Raw genomic sequence first — 17,808 nt, forward strand, 5'->3', positions numbered from 1 at the left:
CCTCGCCAAATCGGCATCAAGGAGCTTGAGGCTCCACATAAAGGTGGGAGAACTTGGAAAAGTTCTCCAAAACGTAGTCGGGCAGTTCTCCGCTGTCCTTAGCGACCAGCTTTCCTCTGCCATCGCCCGCATCCAGACGGTCCAGCGTTCTTTGCGCACGGCCCAGATAGGCATCATTCATGTGTTCGGTGTGCGAGTAAGCCTCAAGTTTCGTAACCACCTTGTCCATGTCCCCCAAAAAGCTGAAGTGCCAGCTGGAAGACCTGATCAATTGACGTCGCATAAGCCGGCTGTGCCGTGTAAGAGCTTTCCATTGCCACAAAGCAGCCTCGAGAACAGGAGAGAGGCTTTTGCTCTGCAAGGCCCGCTCACGCCGCAAAGCCTGAGCACCTTTGAAAAACATCGCGCTGATCATTCGCGGGCACGAGGTAAAATCCGAGACATCGTCTTTGAAATTCAGTCTGTATCGGAAAATATCTGCGCCAAAGAATGTCAGGCTTTTACAGCTCCTGGGGTCATTTTTCGCTCTGAGCAGCGCTTCCGGCTTTGGAATTTCATCCACGTCGGAAACAAGGATCAGATCTTTCACCGCAAGATCTTTAAGGCCGCGTTCTATGCAATCGCGTTGGTGGTACTCCCTCGACCAGGCGTTTTGCGGTGTCTCTGGCATGTCCTCGACAATGATATGCCGGATCTTGCTCAAAAACGGTGCAAACCGCGACTTGTTATCAGCAAAATAGAGAGGCTTTTCGTGTCCCGTAAAGGTCTTGGTGGCCTCTACAAGAATGAACTCATCCACCACATCGAAAAGTTCGCCCAAGCGAATTTCCAGGGTATCGAGTTCGTTGAAAAACGTGAAGCCATCGACAACTTTGACCATATCATACGGTCTCCTTGCTCAAACGGTCTTCAGCTTACTCCACTCTATTTGCTCACACCTACCACTTGGATTTACCGGCAGAAAAGCAGGGGCTCCTGTTTCTGCCGGTAAGTCCTGATTAAACCAGCATGGACATCGGGTTTTCGATGTAGCCTTTGAAGGCCTGCAGAAGCTCTGCACCCAGCGCACCATCCACCGCGCGGTGGTCAGTGGAAAGGGTCACAGACATCACAGTCGCAGGCACGATTTCATCGCCCTTCACAACTGGGCGCTTCTGACCAGCACCAACAGCAAGGATGGTTGCGTGCGGAGGATTGATCACCGCAGCAAATTCCTTGATGCCGAACATGCCAAGGTTGGAAACAGAGGTTGTTCCGCCCTGGAATTCGGTTGGAGCCAGCTTGCGCTCACGAGCACGCTTTGCCAGATCTTTCATCTCGATGGAGATGGTGGAAAGCGTTTTCTCTTCAGCGCGGCGAATGATCGGAGTGATCAGGCCACCATCGATGGAAACAGCAACACCAACGTCAGCATGCTTATGCATAACCATGCCGCTCTCAAGGTAAGATGCGTTAGCAGCTGGAATTGCTTTCAGTGCCAATGCATGCGCCTTGATGATCATGTCGTTGACAGACAGCTTGTAAGCTGGCTTGCCGTCGCCGTCTTTCGGTGCAGACGCATTGAGCTGAGCCCGCAGAGCCAGCAGAGCATCCAGTTCACACTCCAGTGTCAGGTAGAAGTGTGGAACAGTCTGCTTGGACTCGGTCAAACGCTTGGCAATGATCTTACGCATGCCATCGTGAGGAACCAGCTCGTAGCTGTCTTCATCAAACAACTTGAGGGTCTGTTCATCAGATGGACCAGACGCAAGCGCAGCTTTTGGAGCCTCAGCAGCCTTCGGTGCATCCGCTGCTTTAGGAGCAGCCTCTGCCTTGCCAGTGCCAGCAGCAATCGCCGCATCAACGTCACGCTTGACAACGCGGCCATGTGGGCCGGTGCCGTTGATCAGTGCAATGTCCAGACCATTCTGTTTCGCCAGACGGCGCGCCAGAGGGGATGAGAACACACGCTCACCAGAAGCTGCAACCGGAGCAGCAGGTGCAGGAGCTGCAACTGGTGCCGGCGCCGCTTCAGCAGCAGGTGCTGCAGGAGCCTGAGGGGCAGCAGCAGCGGCTGGTGCAGCAGGTGCTGCATCCATCGCAGAAGCGTCTTCGCCCTCTTCCAGAAGGATCGCGATCGGTGCATTCACCTTCACGCCCTCTGCGCCTTCAGCAACCACGATTTTACCGATGGTGCCTTCATCGACAGCTTCCACTTCCATGGTCGCTTTATCGGTTTCAATTTCTGCAATCACATCGCCTGCAGAAATCGCGTCACCTTCTTTAACCAGCCACTTGGCCAGATTGCCTTCTTCCATAGTCGGAGAAAGCGCAGGCATCAGAATATTGATTGGCATACCACTTGTCTCCCGGTTAGGCGGTGTAGGTCACAGCCTTAACAGCGTCGATAACTTCCTTGGTGTTTGGCAGAGCCAGTTTCTCAAGGTTTGCTGCATATGGCATTGGAACATCTTTACCGGTCACGCGCAGAACTGGCGCATCCAACCAATCGAAGGCTTCACTCTGAACCTGATAAGCAATTTCAGAGGAAACGGAACAGATTGGGAAGGCTTCTTCTACAGTTACCAGACGGCCAGTCTTACGAACGGAGGCCAGAACAGTCTCCATGTCCAGCGGACGAATGGTGCGCAGATCGATCAGCTCAACAGAAATACCCTGCTTTGCCAGCTCATCAACAGCCTGCAGCGCGTAAGTCATGCCAATGCTCCAGGAAACCATGGTCGCATCAGTACCTTCGCGAACAACCTTCGCCTTGCCGATTGGCAGAACCAGATCTTCAACATCTGGCACATCGAAGTGCTGACCGTAAAGGATCTCGTTTTCAAGGAACACAACCGGGTTCGGGTCGCGGATCGCAGCTTTCAAAAGGCCCTTCGCATCAGCAGCGGTATAAGGCTGAACAACCTTAAGGCCCGGAATGGAAGCATACCATGCCGCAAAGTCCTGAGAGTGCTGCGCACCCACACGAGCAGCCGCACCGTTTGCACCGCGGAACACCATTGGTGCACCCATCTGACCGCCAGACATGTAAAGCGTCTTACCGGCAGAGTTGATGATGTGGTCAATCGCCTGCATTGCGAAGTTGAAGGTCATGAACTCAACAATTGGGTTCAAACCTGCCATCGCAGCGCCAACAGCAAGGCCGGTAAAGCCATGCTCGGTGATTGGAGTGTCGATCACGCGCTTTTCGCCGAACTCATCCAGGAGACCCTGAGAGATCTTGTAGGCGCCCTGATACTGAGCAACTTCCTCGCCCATCAGGAACACGTTCTCATTGCGGCGCATTTCTTCCGCCATCGCGTCGCGCAAAGCTTCACGAACGGTCATGCTCACCATTTTGGTGCCCGCAGGAATTTCCGGATCAGCAGGTGCAACGCTTACAATCGGTGCCGCAGGAGCTGCCGGTGCAGCAGGCGCGGCTGGTGCTTCAGCAGCTGCAGGAGCCGCCGGCGCAACAGGGGTAGCGCCCAGGTTGTCAGCAGCAGAGGCGTCTTCGCCCTCTTCCAGCAGAACCGCAATCGGCGCGTTCACTTTTACTTCTTCGGTGCCTTCAGCAACGAGGATCTTGCCAAGCACGCCCTCATCAACCGCTTCCACTTCCATGGTTGCTTTGTCGGTCTCGATTTCAGCAATCACGTCACCTGCAGTAACGGTGTCGCCTTCTTTCTTAAGCCACTTAGCAAGTTTGCCTTCTTCCATGGTCGGAGAAAGCGCAGGCATTAAAATTTCAACAGCCATAATGTATTATCCCGACCTTAGAGCACGATATCTGTGTAGAGCTCAGATGGATCCGGCTCAGGATCGTTCTGTGCATACTCAGCAGAAGCAGCAACAACAGCGCGCACTTCCTTATCGATAGCCTTGAGATCGTCCTCACTTGCCCATTCTTTTTCAAGAAGGCGAGCACGAACCTGTTCAATTGGGTCATGCTCAGAGCGCATCTTCTGGACTTCATCTTTACTGCGGTATTTCGCAGGGTCAGACATGGAGTGGCCACGGTAGCGGTAGGTGATCATCTCAAGGATGTAAGGACCATTGCCTTCACGGCACCATTCCATCGCATAGTCGGTCGCAGCTTTCACCGCGCGCACGTCCATACCATCAACCTGAACACCTGGAATGCCGAAGGAAGCACCGCGCTGGCTAAGGTCTGTCGTGGAAGAAGCACGTTCAATGGAGGTACCCATGCCGTACTTGTTGTTCTCAATGACGTAGATCACTGGCAGGTTCCAAAGCTTCGCCATGTTGAAGCTCTCGTAAACCTGGCCCTGGTTGGCAGCACCATCGCCGAAGAACGCCATGGAAACTTTGCCGTTCTCTTTATAACGGTTCGCAAACGCAAGACCGGTACCAAGTGAGACCTGAGCACCCACGATGCCGTGTCCGCCATAGAACTCCTGTTCTTTGGAGAACATGTGCATGGAACCGCCCTTACCTTTGGACAGACCACCCTGACGACCAGTCAGTTCGGCCATCACGCCGTTCGGGTCCATGCCGCAAGCGAGCATGTGAGCATGGTCACGGTAAGAAGTGATCATCTGATCACCTTTTTCCTTGGCCATCTCCATTCCAACGACAACAGCTTCCTGGCCGATGTAAAGGTGACAGAAGCCACCGATCAGACCCATACCGTAAAGCTGACCCGCCTTTTCTTCGAAGCGACGGATAAAAAGCATTTCGCGATAAGCGTTTAGCTCTTCATCTTTGGAGAATTCTACTAGTGCAGGTACGTTTTTCATCGCACCGCGGGCTTTGGTAGCACTTTTAGCGCGACCGCCTGAAGACTTGGATTGAGTTCCAGCCATGAGCCTCGTCTCTTTGTGACGTGAATTGGTGAAAGCACACTATCTCCCATAGCGCTGAATGCCAATATGAGCAGAAACACTTGGGGATTTATCTAAGATATTGATTTTACTGATACTTTCAAGTTAACTCAAATTAGGTTAATTCAATCAAATCAACCCAATTCAAGTTAATACACGCTGATGTTTCAGTTGCGCATGATTGCAACTTCATTCACGTGCGCCAGATTTAGGGAAGCGCGAGCCCGCTCATCCACCATATCTGGATCAAGGCTCTCCGGGTCAAGCAGCATGACACGGCGTTGTAATTGCAGGCGTTCTTCCCGCAACTCATCAAGCTCAAGTTCAAGAGCAAGAATCTCATGCTCAATCTGTGGTCGGCCCACAAGACCCAGCTTACCGTTGAGCGCATGAAATGCAAAGTAGCACAGCGCACCAATGGCAATTCCTGGCACAAGGAAATTCTTTAGATAGGAGTGTTTCCGCTGACGTGTGGTAGCTAGCACTGATTGACCTACTCATTACAAAAATGGTCACATGCCCGCACTATTTCACAACGCCCTTAACCAAGAGTTTCCGAAAACCCGGAAATCTTCTTAATTCGCAAAAACCTTTCATGTAATCGCTAAAAAACGCAAATGAACGCACATAGCAACGCAAGGCTGGGGTTTGTGTAGAACCCCAGCAAATGAGCCAGTCAGGAAGGAAAATCAGGCGTTTTCCGCCAGCCGTGACAGTTTAATCAACACAGCAGCGGTGCCCTTCAACCGATCATCTGCAGACGGCCAGTCACGGGTCAGCACCACCTTCTGATCCGGGCGGATCTTGGCGAGGATAGTTTGTTCTGCGATGTAGGATACCAGCCCCGCCGGATTGTTGAACTCGCCATTACGGAAAGCAATCACGATGCCCTTCGGCCCAGCATCAATCTTTTCAACGTTCGCTTTGCGGCACAGCCCCTTGATGTAGACAATCTTCAGAAGGTGTTGAACTTCCTCAGGAAGTGGCCCGAAGCGGTCAATCATCTCGGCCCCAAAGCCATCGATGTCTTCAAGCTCCATAAGGTCCGCCAGACGACGATAAAGCTCAAGCCGCAACTGAAGATCCGGCACATACGTATCGGGGATAAGCACAGGCGTACCGATGGCAATTTGTGGAGACCACTTGTCCTCCTGGAAGTCCTCACCACCAGATTTCAGCTGCGCAACCGCCTCCTCCAACATCTGCTGGTAAAGCTCAAACCCAACCTCTTTAATATGCCCGGACTGCTCTTCCCCAAGCAGATTGCCCGCTCCGCGAATATCCAGATCATGTGATGCAAGCTGGAAGCCAGCACCCAAATTCTCTAGGCTTTGCAAGACTTTAAGGCGGCGATCAGCCGTAGGTGTCAGCGTCTTGTTGGCAGGAACAGTAAACAAAGCATAAGCCCGCGTCTTCGACCGCCCCACACGCCCACGGATCTGATAGAGCTGCGCCAGACCAAACATATCTGAGCGGTGCACAATCAAAGTGTTCGCGTTTGGTATGTCCAATCCGGATTCAACAATTGTGGTCGCCAACAGCACATCAAACTTGCCCTCATAAAAGGCGTTCATGATGTCATCCAGCTCCCCGGCAGGCATCTGCCCATGCGCAGAAACCACTTTAACTTCAGGCACATTCTCTTCCAGAAACGCCCTCACCTCGGCAAGATCAGACACGCGCGGACACACATAAAAGCTCTGCCCCCCGCGATAGTGCTCACGCAGCAAGCTCTCGCGGATAACCATCGGGTCGAACGGGGATATAAACGAGCGTACAGCCAAACGATCCACGGGAGGTGTCGCAATAAGGGAAAGCTCCCGAACGCCCGTCAGTGCCAATTGTAGGGTACGAGGAATCGGGGTCGCAGAGAGGGTCAGAACGTGAACATCACTTTTCAGCTCTTTCAACCGTTCTTTATGCTTCACACCAAAATGCTGCTCCTCATCGATAATGAGAAGACCCAGATCCCTGAAACCAATGGCTTTTCCCAGAAGTGCATGCGTTCCGATGACGACATCGACAGAGCCTTCTTTCAGCCCCTTCTTGGTCTCACTAAGCTCCTTACCGGGGACAAGTCGCGAAGCTTGGCGCACTTCAATCGGCAATCCATTAAAACGATCCGCAAAAGTCCGGTAATGCTGACGCGCCAGCAATGTGGTCGGAACCACAATCGCCACCTGCCTCCCAGACATCGCCGCCAAAAACGCAGCCCTTAGAGCAACTTCCGTCTTACCAAAGCCCACATCACCACAGATAAGCCGGTCCATCGGACGCCCTGATGCCATGTCATCAAACACAGATTCAATGGCACTCATCTGGTCATCGGTCTCATCATAGACAAACCGCGCAGAAAACTCGTCATAAGCCCCTTCAGGAGCCGTAATCGCAGGAGCAGTTCGTAACGCACGTTCTGCCGCAATCTTAATCAAGCCATCGGCAATCTCAAGAATGCGCTTCTTCATCTTGGCTTTGCGGGCCTGCCATGCCCCGCCGCCAAGCTTATCTAACTGAACTTCCTGATCTTCTGAGCCGTAGCGTGTCAGTAGCTCAATATTCTCAACAGGAAGGTAAAGCTTGTCCGACCCTGCATATTGCAGCTCAAGACAGTCATGCGGCGCCCCAACAGCCTCAATGGTCTTCAGCCCGATAAACCGGCCAATACCATGCTCCACATGCACAACAAGATCACCGGGGGCCAGAGCAGAGGCCTCGGTCAGAAAATTCGCCCCTTTGGACTTCCGCCGACGCTGACGAACCAGACGATCACCGAGGATATCCTGCTCCCCGATGAAGGTCAGATCATCAATCTCAAAGCCATGCTCCAGCCCAAGAAGGATCAATGCCGTCAGCCCAGCGGGAACCTTGCCCAGCTCAGCAGAATTGCCCGCATATCCGGTACGGTCCAATCCATGATCGCTCAGAACCTGGGTTAACCGTTCACGAGAACCTTCACTCCAACAAGAAAGAACCGCCCTCTTCCCATCCTTGGCAAGAGCTGACACATGCTTGGATAGCGCGTCAAAAATGTTTACATCACCCGCAGCACGTTCAGCCGCAAAGTTACGTCCCTGACGCCCCCCCATATCAATCGCAGTCTTGCCCGTACCCGGAGGCATAGCGAACGGGGATAACTGAGCAGAAGCCCTGTCAGCCACAAATGAGCTGAACTGGGTGTCCTGAAGATAAATGACAACTGGCGGAATAGGCTTATACGGTACACCAGAGGAAAGCGCTTTGTTGTTGAGCCCGTCCTGACGCGCACTAAAATGCTCTTCAATCTGCTCAAGGCGTTCCTTGATCATGTCCTCAGCACTGGCATCCAGCACAACTGGCGTTTCACCAATATAATCAAACAGGGTAGAAAGGTTTTCATGGAACAGAGGCAACCAATGCTCCATCCCCGCATAACGCCGTCCCTCACTGATGGACTGATAGAGAACATCCTCAGGCCCAGCGGCCCCAAAAGCAGTCACATAGTTACGACGGAATCGCGAAATCGTTTCAGGATCAAGAATGATCTCGCTCATAGGAACAAGCGTGAGACCCTTCTTCTGCGCCAGCGTTCTCTGACTATCCGTATCAAAGGAACGAATGGACTCCAGCGTATCCCCGAAGAAGTCCAGACGCACAGGCTCTTTGGTTGCCGGAGAAAACAGGTCAATAATGCCGCCGCGCACCGCATATTCACCGGTTTCACGCACAGTTGGTGTTCGGGCAAAGCCGTTGACTTCCAGCCACTTAACGATCTTGTCGGGATTGATACGGTTCCCCGGCATGAACGAGAGAATATGGTTGGCAGTCCATTCACGAACAGGCATCCGCTGTAAAGCCGCGTTCACTGTTGTGATCAGAACAAACTTCTTTTTCTTCGGCAGTCCCTTTGCCAACCGAAGCAACGTCAGCAATCTGCGCGCAACAATCGCTCCATGAGGCGAAACACGGTCATACGGCAAGCAATCCCATGCAGGCAGCTGAAGCACTTCCACATCAGGCGCAAAAAACCCCAGAGCCTCTGTCAGCGCCGCCATACGGGTTGCATCCCGCGCAACATAAGTCAGCGCAAGGCCGCCCTCCTCAACTTCAGCAAGCACCTTTGAAAGCACGTAGGCTTCTGCTCCATCAGGAACGGAAGCAAGCGTGATGTTTTCACTTTTTTTGAGCAAACTTTCAAACACGGGAGGGGCAACCTTATTATTTCAAATCGTCGGCGGGCAATAACAGACACCTGATCTACAGCCAATCAGATACAACAGCGCAATCAGCTTCCAGCCTTGTCCTTGTAGTAATCGAGGATCTTGCGGAACAGATCTGTGTTCGCTTCATCGGGGACCGGCTTTGTGCCAATAAACCATGAGAAGAGATCCTGATCATGATGCTGCAGAAACACTTCCAGCTCATCCAGCTCTTCATCACTCATCTGAGCAATATGCTTTTCAACATAGCCGCCAAGCATGATGTCCATTTCCTTCATGCCACGATGGTGACAGCGGAAAATGATACGTTTACGGCGGTTATCCAGCCCAGTGTTCTCGTTTTGATCTTCGCTCTGCGCACTCTGATCCATCGTCGTTTCCTTAGAAGGTCGCTGATCCTTGTCACTATCTGCAAATAGATAGGGCCAAAATGTTTCGCCTGTATACAACCCTTATTTTCATCTGTCAGTGTTTTCTTAAGGGCGTTGCACAAATCACAGGAACATGGCACAGATCAGATCTGCTGTTCACGTTCTGGTCTATATGGTATGCGCCCTACTCGCCTTGATCCTCTTTTCGCTTCGGTCACCAAACTTCCGGGTATCGGCCCCAAGATTGCGAAGACCATAACAAATCTGCTTGTCGGCAGCCCGGACCGCGACGCCCGCATTTCCGATCTGCTCTTCCATGTTCCGGTAAATGTTATCGACCGACGCTTGCGCCCAGGTGTCTCCGGCTCCCCTGAGGGGGAAATCGTGACGCTTGTGCTCCACATAGACCAGCACCGCGCACCGCCACGCGGCAGCCGTGCCCCCTACAAGGTTCTGGCGCATGATGAGACCGGAGCCATTGAGCTGGTATTCTTCCACGCACGCGGAGATTTCTTGCATCGCACGCTGCCCGAGGGTGAGAAGCGCATCGTCTCTGGTAAGGTGGAATGGTTTAACGACCGCGCCCAAATGGTGCACCCAGATCATATGGTTTCTGAGGAAGAAGCAGAAAACCTGCCACTCGTAGAGCCTGTTTACCCAATGACAGCGGGCCTTGCCTCCAAAACGCTCCAACGCGCGATGGGCACCGCTCTTGAATTTCTCCCGCAAATGCCTGAGTGGCAAAATCAGCCCTTCATAGAACAACGCGATTTCCCGCCGTTTGATGTTGCCTTGCGGTCCATACATAAACCAGAAGATGCCAGAGATCTGGCACCAGAAGGCAAAGCCCGCGAACGCCTCGCTTACGATGAGTTTCTGGCAAACCAGCTAGCCCTAGCTCTTGTACGCAACTCTCTGCGCCACATGGGCGGCAAAGCCCGCAAAGGCGACGGTTCGTTACGCCGAAAGATCCTTGCAGCCCTCCCGTTCGAACTCACAGGCGGTCAGGAAGAGGCACTGAAAGAGATCTTCGCGGATCTGGAAGAGCCGACCCGTATGCTGAGACTACTACAGGGCGATGTTGGCTCAGGTAAAACGGTCGTCGGCCTCATGGCAATGGCAGCAGTTATCGAGACAGGCGCTCAAGCCGCTATGATGGCCCCAACAGACATTCTGGCCCGCCAGCACTACGCCTCCATGAAACCCCTCTGCGATGCAGCAGGCATCCGCACCGCCGTTTTGTCAGGTAAAGACACAGCCAAAACAAAACGCGAGATTGGCGAAGCGCTGGAAGCAGGTGAAATCGACCTGATCGTCGGCACCCACGCGCTCTTCCAGTCAACTGTCAACTTCCAAGACCTTGGCATCACCATCGTAGACGAGCAACACCGCTTTGGTGTCCACCAACGACTGGCTCTGTCCTCCAAAGGTGCCCACGTGGATGTGCTTGTGATGACAGCAACACCAATCCCACGCACGCTGGTCCTCTCTTATTTCGGCGATATGAACGTCTCCCGCCTGACCGACAAGCCAAAAGGCCGTCAGGAAATCAAAACCGTCTCCATATCACTGGATCGCATCGGTGAAGTTGTTGACCGCCTGAAAGCGATGATTGCACAGGGACAGAAGATTTATTGGGTCTGCCCTCTGGTGGAAGAGTCTGAAAAGATCGATCTCGCCGCTGCCGAAGAACGCTTCAACGACCTGCAAAACGCCCTCGGCCCGGTTGTCGCTCTTGTGCATGGACGTCAGAAGGCTGATGAAAAGCAAGCCGCCATGGACGCCTTCAAAAATGGTGACGCGCGCGTACTCGTGGCAACCACCGTGATCGAGGTTGGCGTTGACGTCCCGGACGCAACCATCATTGTTATTGAACATGCTGAACGTTTCGGCCTTGCACAGCTGCACCAGCTCAGAGGACGCGTTGGCCGCGGAAGTCTAGCCTCTTCATGTCTGCTCCTCTTCAAAGCCCCTCTTAATGAGACAGCGGCATCTCGCCTCAACATCCTGCGCCAAACCAACGATGGCTTTCTTATCGCAGAGGAAGATCTGCGCCTGCGCGGCGAAGGTGAGCTCCTGGGCACCCGTCAGTCCGGCACACCGGGCTTCCGGCTCGCCTCCATTGAAGATCATGCCGATTTGATGGAGATCGCTCGTGATGATGCAAAGCTTATTCTGGCAACCGATCCTGAGCTTGAATCAGAAAGAGGCGACGCCTTGCGCCACCTCCTGTACCTCTTCGCCAGAGACGAAGCTATCAAACTGCTCAGAGCAGGCTGACCTATTCAGCTGCGACAGTCTCTGGACCATCGCCGCCTTTGCCAGCTTTCTTACGCTGATGCGCCTCAACGGCCTTTTTATCCTCGCCCTCTAACAGCTTCGGATACTCCGGGCTGACAAGACCAGCTGAAATCACCAGCTTTGCGGCATCTTCAACGCTCATGGAAAGCTCGATGATGTCATCGCGTGGTACAAACAGCAAAAAACCAGAGGTCGGGTTCGGCGTGGTTGGCAAGAAGACAGAAACCGTATCCGCTTGTTCTTCCAGATGCGCAGCAACTTCACCCTTGGTGTCCGTGGCAAGAAACACAATCGCCCACAAACCTTTGCGCGGATACTCAACCAGCCCTGCTTTGGTGAAGTTACGCCCGCTATCATTCAAAACAGTCTCAAAGATCTGTTTCAACGCAGAATAAAGGTTACGCACCAACGGCATGCGACCAAGAATGGACTCGCCAACGCTGATGAGCGAGCGCCCCGCAATGTTAGCTGTCAGGAAGCCGATCACCGTGATTGCGAGCAGCGCTGCAAACAATCCGAAACCTGGAACTTCCACCGGCAGATAATTATCTGGATTGTAGATGGATGGCAGGAAGGGCTTCACCCAACCATCAATCAATTGGATCAAGGACCAACTCAGGTAAAGCGTAATGCCAACCGGGCCTGTAATCACAAGGCCAGTAAAGAAATAGTTCCGCAGCCGCGTCATAAACCCAACGCGCTTCGGCTTTTTATCCCCGTCAGATCCCATCGGCCAAACTTTCTTAATTCGGGAACCTTCCGCTTTATATCAGCGTCAAGGCGCAGGTATATCCGTGCTTCTTTACGAACTAGTGTATTTTGTCGGTTTTGCAAGTTCCTCTTGAAAAAGAATTCATGCTTCTCATCTAAGAGGGTGGATATGTTAGCCATGGTCGCCGGTTGATGCGCCAATAGCCAAACTCCCCCTATTGTCAGCACTCACCAACACGGCGTATAAGGCATATCATGCTTGCCGGAAGTGGAGCTCTCTGTGAAGAAGCTATTCTATATGACACTTGGATTAGCCCTTGTGGCCACAGGGATTGTTGGCATCTTTTTGCCACTGCTGCCGACAACGATTTTCTTCATCCTTGCAGCAGGTTGCTTTGCAAAGTCCAACCCGCGCCTGGAAAACTGGATCCTGACACATCCAAAAATCGGACCAAGTGTCATCCAGTGGCAGGAACATAAGGTCATCCCAAAAAGAGCAAAGTTTTTTGCCTTCACAGGCCTAATCTTTGGCTACCTGATGTTCCTGAAAATGTCGCATCCAACAATCCTGCTCGCCGTAGCAGTCGCCCTCATGATGTGCGCCATAGCCGCCTACATAGCCAGCCGCCCCTCCAAACCCCTGGCCACTTGAAAGTCTCGACCTCGTAAAAGAGGTTCTGAAACCACACCTCCTGAACAAAAAAACGCGGAACAATGAGCCCCGCGCTTTTGAAAACCAACAGTTTTCCTGAGCAACTATTCAACCGTAACGGATTTCGCCAGGTTACGTGGCTGGTCCACGTCTGTGCCCATGAAGACAGCGGTGTGGTAGGACAGCATTTGCAGTGGCAGTGCGTAGATGAGTGGTGCAACAATTTCAGGGAGTTCTGGCAGAATGATCATCTGGTCAGCAGCAACACCTGCTGCCTCAGCGCCTTTTTCATCTGTGAACAGAGCAATCTCGCCGCCACGAGCTGCCACTTCCTGCATGTTGGAAACAGTCTTCTCGTAAACACCATCGAACGGGGCGACAACCAGAACTGGCATGTTCTCGTCAATCAGCGCAATCGGGCCGTGCTTTAGCTCGCCTGCTGCATAGCCTTCTGCATGAATGTAGGAAAGCTCTTTCAGCTTCAAAGCCCCTTCCAGTGCCAACGGGAAGCTCGTGCCACGGCCAAGGAACAGCGCATGGTGCTTCTTGGACATCCACGGTGCCAGCTTTTCGATCTGAGGCTCCAGCTTCAAAGCCTGCATCGCATGAGCGGGTAGTTCGGCAAGAGCACCAACCAGATCTTTTTCCTGATCTTCACTCAAGTTTCCACGCTGACGACCAGCAAGAACAGCAAGGCTGGCGAGCACAGCAAGCTGACAGGTGAAGGCTTTCGTAGACGCAACGCCAATTTCCGGACCAGCAAAGATAGGAAACACCAGATCAGATTCACGTGCAATTGTGCTCTCAGGCACGTTCACCACTGCGCCGATGGTCATGCCCTGCTCTTTACAGTAGCGCAGCGATGCAAGAGTATCAGCCGTTTCACCAGACTGAGAAATAAACAGAGCCAGATCACCTTCGCCCAGAGGCATTTCGCGATAACGGAACTCCGAAGCGATATCGATGTCTACCGGAAGCCGAGCGTACTTCTCAAACCAATACTTTGCAGTCAGACCCGCGTAATATGCAGTACCGCATGCGGAAATCACAAGTCGATTGATCTTAGAGAAATCAAAATCATTTCCCTCAGGCAGAGTGACCTTACCCTCATTGAACTTCAGGTACTGCGAAATTGCATGACCTAAGACTTCTGGTTGCTCATGAATTTCTTTTGCCATGAAGTGACGGTAGTTGCCCTTGTCCATCATGGTAGAACTCACACTGGATGTGTGAACAGCCCGCTCGGCGGCAACATTGTTTTCATCAAAGATCTGTGCGCCAGCGCGTGTCACAACAACCCAGTCACCCTCTTCAAGGTAACTGATGCGATCAGTAAACGGAGACAACGCAATTGCGTCAGAGCCGAGGAACATTTCGCCCTCACCATACCCAACAGCAAGCGGCGAGCCACGGCGTGCGCCAATCATCAGATCATCCTGATCAGCAAACAAAATTGCGAGCGAAAAGGCACCTTTCAGACGACCAAGAACGGCAGCAACAGCATCCTGTGGAGACTTACCGCTTTTCACTTCCAGTGAAATGAGATGCGCAACAACTTCAGAATCCGTTTCAGTGGAAAGCTTCACTCCCGCCTTGCGCACTTCTTCGCGCAACTCGAGGAAGTTCTCAATAATACCGTTGTGAACCACCATCACACCGTCAGAAGCGTGTGGATGCGCATTCTCAACAGTTGGAGCACCATGCGTCGCCCAACGGGTGTGGCCAATGCCGCTCGCGCCGCCAAGAGGGTTACCTTCCAGCACAGCTTCCAGATTGCGCAGTTTCCCTTTCGCACGGCGGCGAACCAACTCACCGTTTTGGACAGTTGCAATACCAGCAGAGTCATATCCGCGATACTCAAGCCGTTTCAGCGCATCTACCAGCAATGGTGCAACAGGTGTCTGCCCCAAAATTCCGACAATACCGCACATATATGTTCTCCTTGAATTCCCACCTCGCAACTGGTGCGAGCATCAACTTTAGGCCAAGTCTTTAGCCCGATGCTTCTATGCGAGGGAAATCAATCCGTGTTTCGTTTCGTTACAGCTTGAGGATAATTGAATAAGCACACCGCCAACCTCAGCAATGTGCATCAATATTACTCAGCCCTTTCTTGAAGCTTTAGCCGCGGCAAGCTTTTCACGCATTACAGCAGCACGGCCTTCTTTGTTGACCTGCTGGCCTCGGCCAATCGCCAATGCGTCAGCTGGCACATCAAAGGTCACCACAGATCCGGCAGCAACAAAGGCGCCATCACCCAGCTTAACCGGGGCAACAAGCACGCTGTCTGAGCCAACAAAACTGCCTGCACCGATATCTGTGTGATGTTTCAAATAGCCATCATAATTACAGGTGATTGTACCCGCTCCAATGTTGGACTTCGCACCGATGCGCGCATCACCGATGTAGGAGAGATGATTGACCTTTGCGCCAGCCTCAACCTTTGCGTTCTTGATCTCGACAAAGTTGCCAATATGAGCCCCCTCGCCAATCTCAGCACCTGGACGCAGCCGGGCATAAGGACCAACGGTCGCATCAGTACTCACATGCGCATTCTCCAGATGAGAAAACGCACGGATACGAGCTCCACCATCAACATGTACACCCGGGCCAAACACCACATTCGGCTCCACAATAACATCCGGCTCAATCTCAGTATCAAATGAGAAGTAGACGGTCTCTGGTGCGCGCAATGTCACACCGTTTTCCATGAAAGTTTCGCGTTGGACCTGCTGGAACACAGCTTCACAGGAGGCAAGTTGAGCCCGGTTATTAATGCCCTGAACTTCTTTTTCATCACCAAGTTCAGACACAACCTTCATCCCTTTGTTGCGCGCAACCTCAACGGCATCCGTCAGGTAATATTCACCCTTGGCGTTGTCGTTTTTGATTTCAGCAATCAAATCAGGCAGAGCGTTGCCCTTGAACGCCATGATACCCGCATTGCAAAGAGTGACTCTGCGTTCCTCATCTGTTGCTTCTTTTTCTTCACGGATCGCAACAAGTTCGCCATCACTTTCAAGCAAGCGACCATAACCGAATGGGTTCTCAGCTTCAAAGCCGAGCACAACAACATCCGCCCCGCCAGACAGGCGCTCGCGCAAACGGTGCAGCGTGTCGGCCTTCACAAGCGGAGTATCTCCGAAAAGAACAAGAACATGATCAGAGGCGTCGTTATAAGCCTCCTCGGCAGCTTTCACAGCATGCGCAGTGCCCAGTCGGTCAACCTGAACATGACAGGTCGCGTGTGGAGCGCGCAGGGCGACATGCTCTTCCAGCTTTGCCATCTCAGGGCCAACCACAACAGCGACTTTATCAGCACCAGCATGCATAACGGAATTCAGGACGTGTCCGACAAGTGGCAATCCGCCAATTTCGTGCATCACCTTTGGCAGGGTCGAACGCATACGCGTTCCTAATCCAGCAGCCAGAACAATTGCCAAACAAGAACTATTGGACATGCAAACCCCTTGGGAACCTAGAATTACAAACTGACAGGCAAATTGCACGAGTGCTTTGGCATTTCAAAGAACATCGCAGTGCTTTCACCAAGAAAATCAGCGCACCCATTAGAAGTAGCAGATAGTGTTTAATACATCTTTTTCAGATTGTATTTGCACTTTGTTAACCATAAAAAACCAAGCTAATACATATAGTTAGGATTAGATTCGAATACGAGGCGCCCGGAAGCTTTGAGACTTCCTCATAAAATCAACGAGTTACGACAGGAACCGAAAGTGCTGCGAGAACGCATTACCGTTCTTGCATGGGGTATTGCTGCGCTCTCGTTTGTCGCCCTCGCCGCATCCGCAGTGCAGATGCCTGGCAAATTCGCCTCCCAACAGGCACTTTATTCGCAGATCACACTCCCGCTCCCCGCTCCCGGCCCGGTTACCACAACCGCCTCTATTGGTAGTCAAACAGCGCAAAACGCATTCCAAGTGTATGAAAATACCCGCGGAAACGAATCACAACAGAACCTGCAAAACTCAAAAGAATTGCATGCTGTGAGGGAAGAAATCATATCTTTACGTCGTTCTGTACTGCGTCTCACAGAGCAAAACCGCAGACTATCAAGTCATGTTAAAGCGCTTGATGAAGCAGCAGCGCACAAAACATCAGAAGCTGAAATCCCCGCGGCATCAGTCAAAACCTCGGTAAAGCCGAAGCAAAAACCGGCGACACCAATAGAAACCCTGCCAGCACCTGAACTCTTGCAAGCTTCAGCACCAATCATCACAGCAAGTCCTCTGCCAGAAATTAAGCTTTCCGAAGTTGGTACACTTGCGGCCATCGCTTTACCAAAAGCTTCTAATCCAGAGACAGTCGCCTCCATTCCTGAGAAAGCATCCGCTCTCGATCTGCCTGAGTTTCAAAAAACACCGGCAGCAGGCAAGCTTCGCCAATCAGGGACTCGAAGAATTCTTCGCACGTCCTTTGCCATTGAACTGGGCAATTTCGAAGATGCAAACTCACTGGAAAGCAAGTGGCAAAGGCTGAGGGAAGACAATCCTCTCCTGCTCGGAAATCTGAAGAAACGCGTTTCCGCTGCAAAAGTAGACGACTCTACAAAATACACGCTGACAGCTGGCCCGTTTTACAATGCTGCAGACACCGCTGTTGTGTGCGCAAGACTGGCGCGAGAAAAAGTCAATTGCTTGCCAACCATTTTCCAATAAGTTGCTTTCATCTTTTAGCACCTGAGCATTGAGTCGCTTGTCAGCAATGACGTGAGCGTTTCTTCGTGCCTTGCA

13 protein-coding genes are annotated in these 17,808 nt (G+C 52.3%); 3 read left to right on the forward strand and 10 right to left on the reverse strand.

What is annotated here, in order from left to right:
- Positions 1-16: 16 nt before the first annotated feature.
- The 7 genes from DHN43_RS22550 to DHN43_RS22580 all read right to left on the reverse strand — a co-directional run bounded on the left by DHN43_RS22550 (position 17) and on the right by DHN43_RS22580 (position 9,390).
- Entirely contained in the window at positions 17-880 is an 864-nt protein-coding gene (locus tag DHN43_RS22550) for an N-acetylglucosaminyltransferase (protein ID WP_108820120.1), read from the reverse strand.
- Positions 881-998: 118 nt separating this feature from the next.
- The gene (locus tag DHN43_RS22555) at positions 999-2,336 is read right to left on the reverse strand and encodes a pyruvate dehydrogenase complex dihydrolipoamide acetyltransferase (protein WP_063288849.1); all 1,338 of its coding nucleotides are present in this window, start codon (positions 2,334-2,336) and stop codon (positions 999-1,001) included.
- Positions 2,337-2,352: 16 nt separating this feature from the next.
- Positions 2,353-3,738 (reverse strand): pyruvate dehydrogenase complex E1 component subunit beta, encoded by a 1,386-nt coding sequence (locus tag DHN43_RS22560; protein WP_108820121.1) that lies wholly within the window; start codon positions 3,736-3,738, stop codon positions 2,353-2,355.
- Between the two features lie 17 nt (positions 3,739-3,755).
- The gene (pdhA, locus tag DHN43_RS22565) at positions 3,756-4,739 is read right to left on the reverse strand and encodes a pyruvate dehydrogenase (acetyl-transferring) E1 component subunit alpha (protein ID WP_373456213.1); all 984 of its coding nucleotides are present in this window, start codon (positions 4,737-4,739) and stop codon (positions 3,756-3,758) included.
- Between the two features lie 251 nt (positions 4,740-4,990).
- Entirely contained in the window at positions 4,991-5,257 is a 267-nt protein-coding gene (locus DHN43_RS22570) for an FtsB family cell division protein (RefSeq protein WP_057466201.1), read from the reverse strand.
- Between the two features lie 255 nt (positions 5,258-5,512).
- Positions 5,513-9,001, reverse strand: a complete 3,489-nt coding sequence (gene mfd, locus DHN43_RS22575) for a transcription-repair coupling factor (protein WP_108820122.1) — start codon at positions 8,999-9,001, stop codon at positions 5,513-5,515.
- 83 nt (positions 9,002-9,084) lie between these two features.
- Positions 9,085-9,390, reverse strand: coding sequence for an FAD assembly factor SdhE (locus DHN43_RS22580; protein ID WP_108820123.1), 306 nt, complete (start codon positions 9,388-9,390; stop codon positions 9,085-9,087).
- A 177-nt stretch (positions 9,391-9,567) separates the two neighbouring features.
- Here DHN43_RS22580 and recG point away from each other — a divergent pair, with 177 nt between their 5' ends.
- Complete coding sequence (gene recG / locus DHN43_RS22585) at positions 9,568-11,670, forward strand: ATP-dependent DNA helicase RecG (RefSeq protein WP_108820124.1); 2,103 nt, start codon at positions 9,568-9,570, stop codon at positions 11,668-11,670.
- 1 nt (position 11,671) lies between these two features.
- On the opposite strand, the gene DHN43_RS22590 is transcribed toward recG, so the two are convergent.
- Positions 11,672-12,421 (reverse strand): DUF502 domain-containing protein, encoded by a 750-nt coding sequence (locus DHN43_RS22590; protein WP_063290907.1) that lies wholly within the window; start codon positions 12,419-12,421, stop codon positions 11,672-11,674.
- 279 nt (positions 12,422-12,700) lie between these two features.
- On the opposite strand from DHN43_RS22590, the gene DHN43_RS22595 reads away from it, so the two are divergent.
- Positions 12,701-13,054, forward strand: coding sequence for a YbaN family protein (locus DHN43_RS22595; RefSeq protein WP_057466196.1), 354 nt, complete (start codon positions 12,701-12,703; stop codon positions 13,052-13,054).
- A gap of 104 nt (positions 13,055-13,158) precedes the next feature.
- Here the strand turns inward: DHN43_RS22595 and glmS are convergent, their stop codons facing one another.
- Both glmS and glmU read right to left on the reverse strand, forming a co-directional pair.
- On the reverse strand, positions 13,159-14,985 hold the full coding sequence (glmS, locus tag DHN43_RS22600; RefSeq protein WP_108820125.1) for a glutamine--fructose-6-phosphate transaminase (isomerizing): 1,827 nt from the start codon (positions 14,983-14,985) through the stop codon (positions 13,159-13,161).
- Positions 14,986-15,156: 171 nt separating this feature from the next.
- A complete protein-coding gene (glmU, locus tag DHN43_RS22605; protein WP_108820126.1) occupies positions 15,157-16,515 on the reverse strand; it encodes a bifunctional UDP-N-acetylglucosamine diphosphorylase/glucosamine-1-phosphate N-acetyltransferase GlmU in 1,359 nt (452 codons plus the stop codon).
- A 276-nt stretch (positions 16,516-16,791) separates the two neighbouring features.
- Between glmU and DHN43_RS22610 the strand changes: the two genes are divergently transcribed.
- Positions 16,792-17,733: an SPOR domain-containing protein gene (locus DHN43_RS22610; protein WP_208995572.1), complete on the forward strand. Its 942-nt coding sequence runs from the start codon at positions 16,792-16,794 to the stop codon at positions 17,731-17,733.
- The last annotated feature ends 75 nt before the right edge of the window (positions 17,734-17,808 follow it).

This window comes from Pseudovibrio sp. Alg231-02 (genome assembly GCF_900143565.1).
Classification (GTDB): domain Bacteria; phylum Pseudomonadota; class Alphaproteobacteria; order Rhizobiales; family Stappiaceae; genus Pseudovibrio.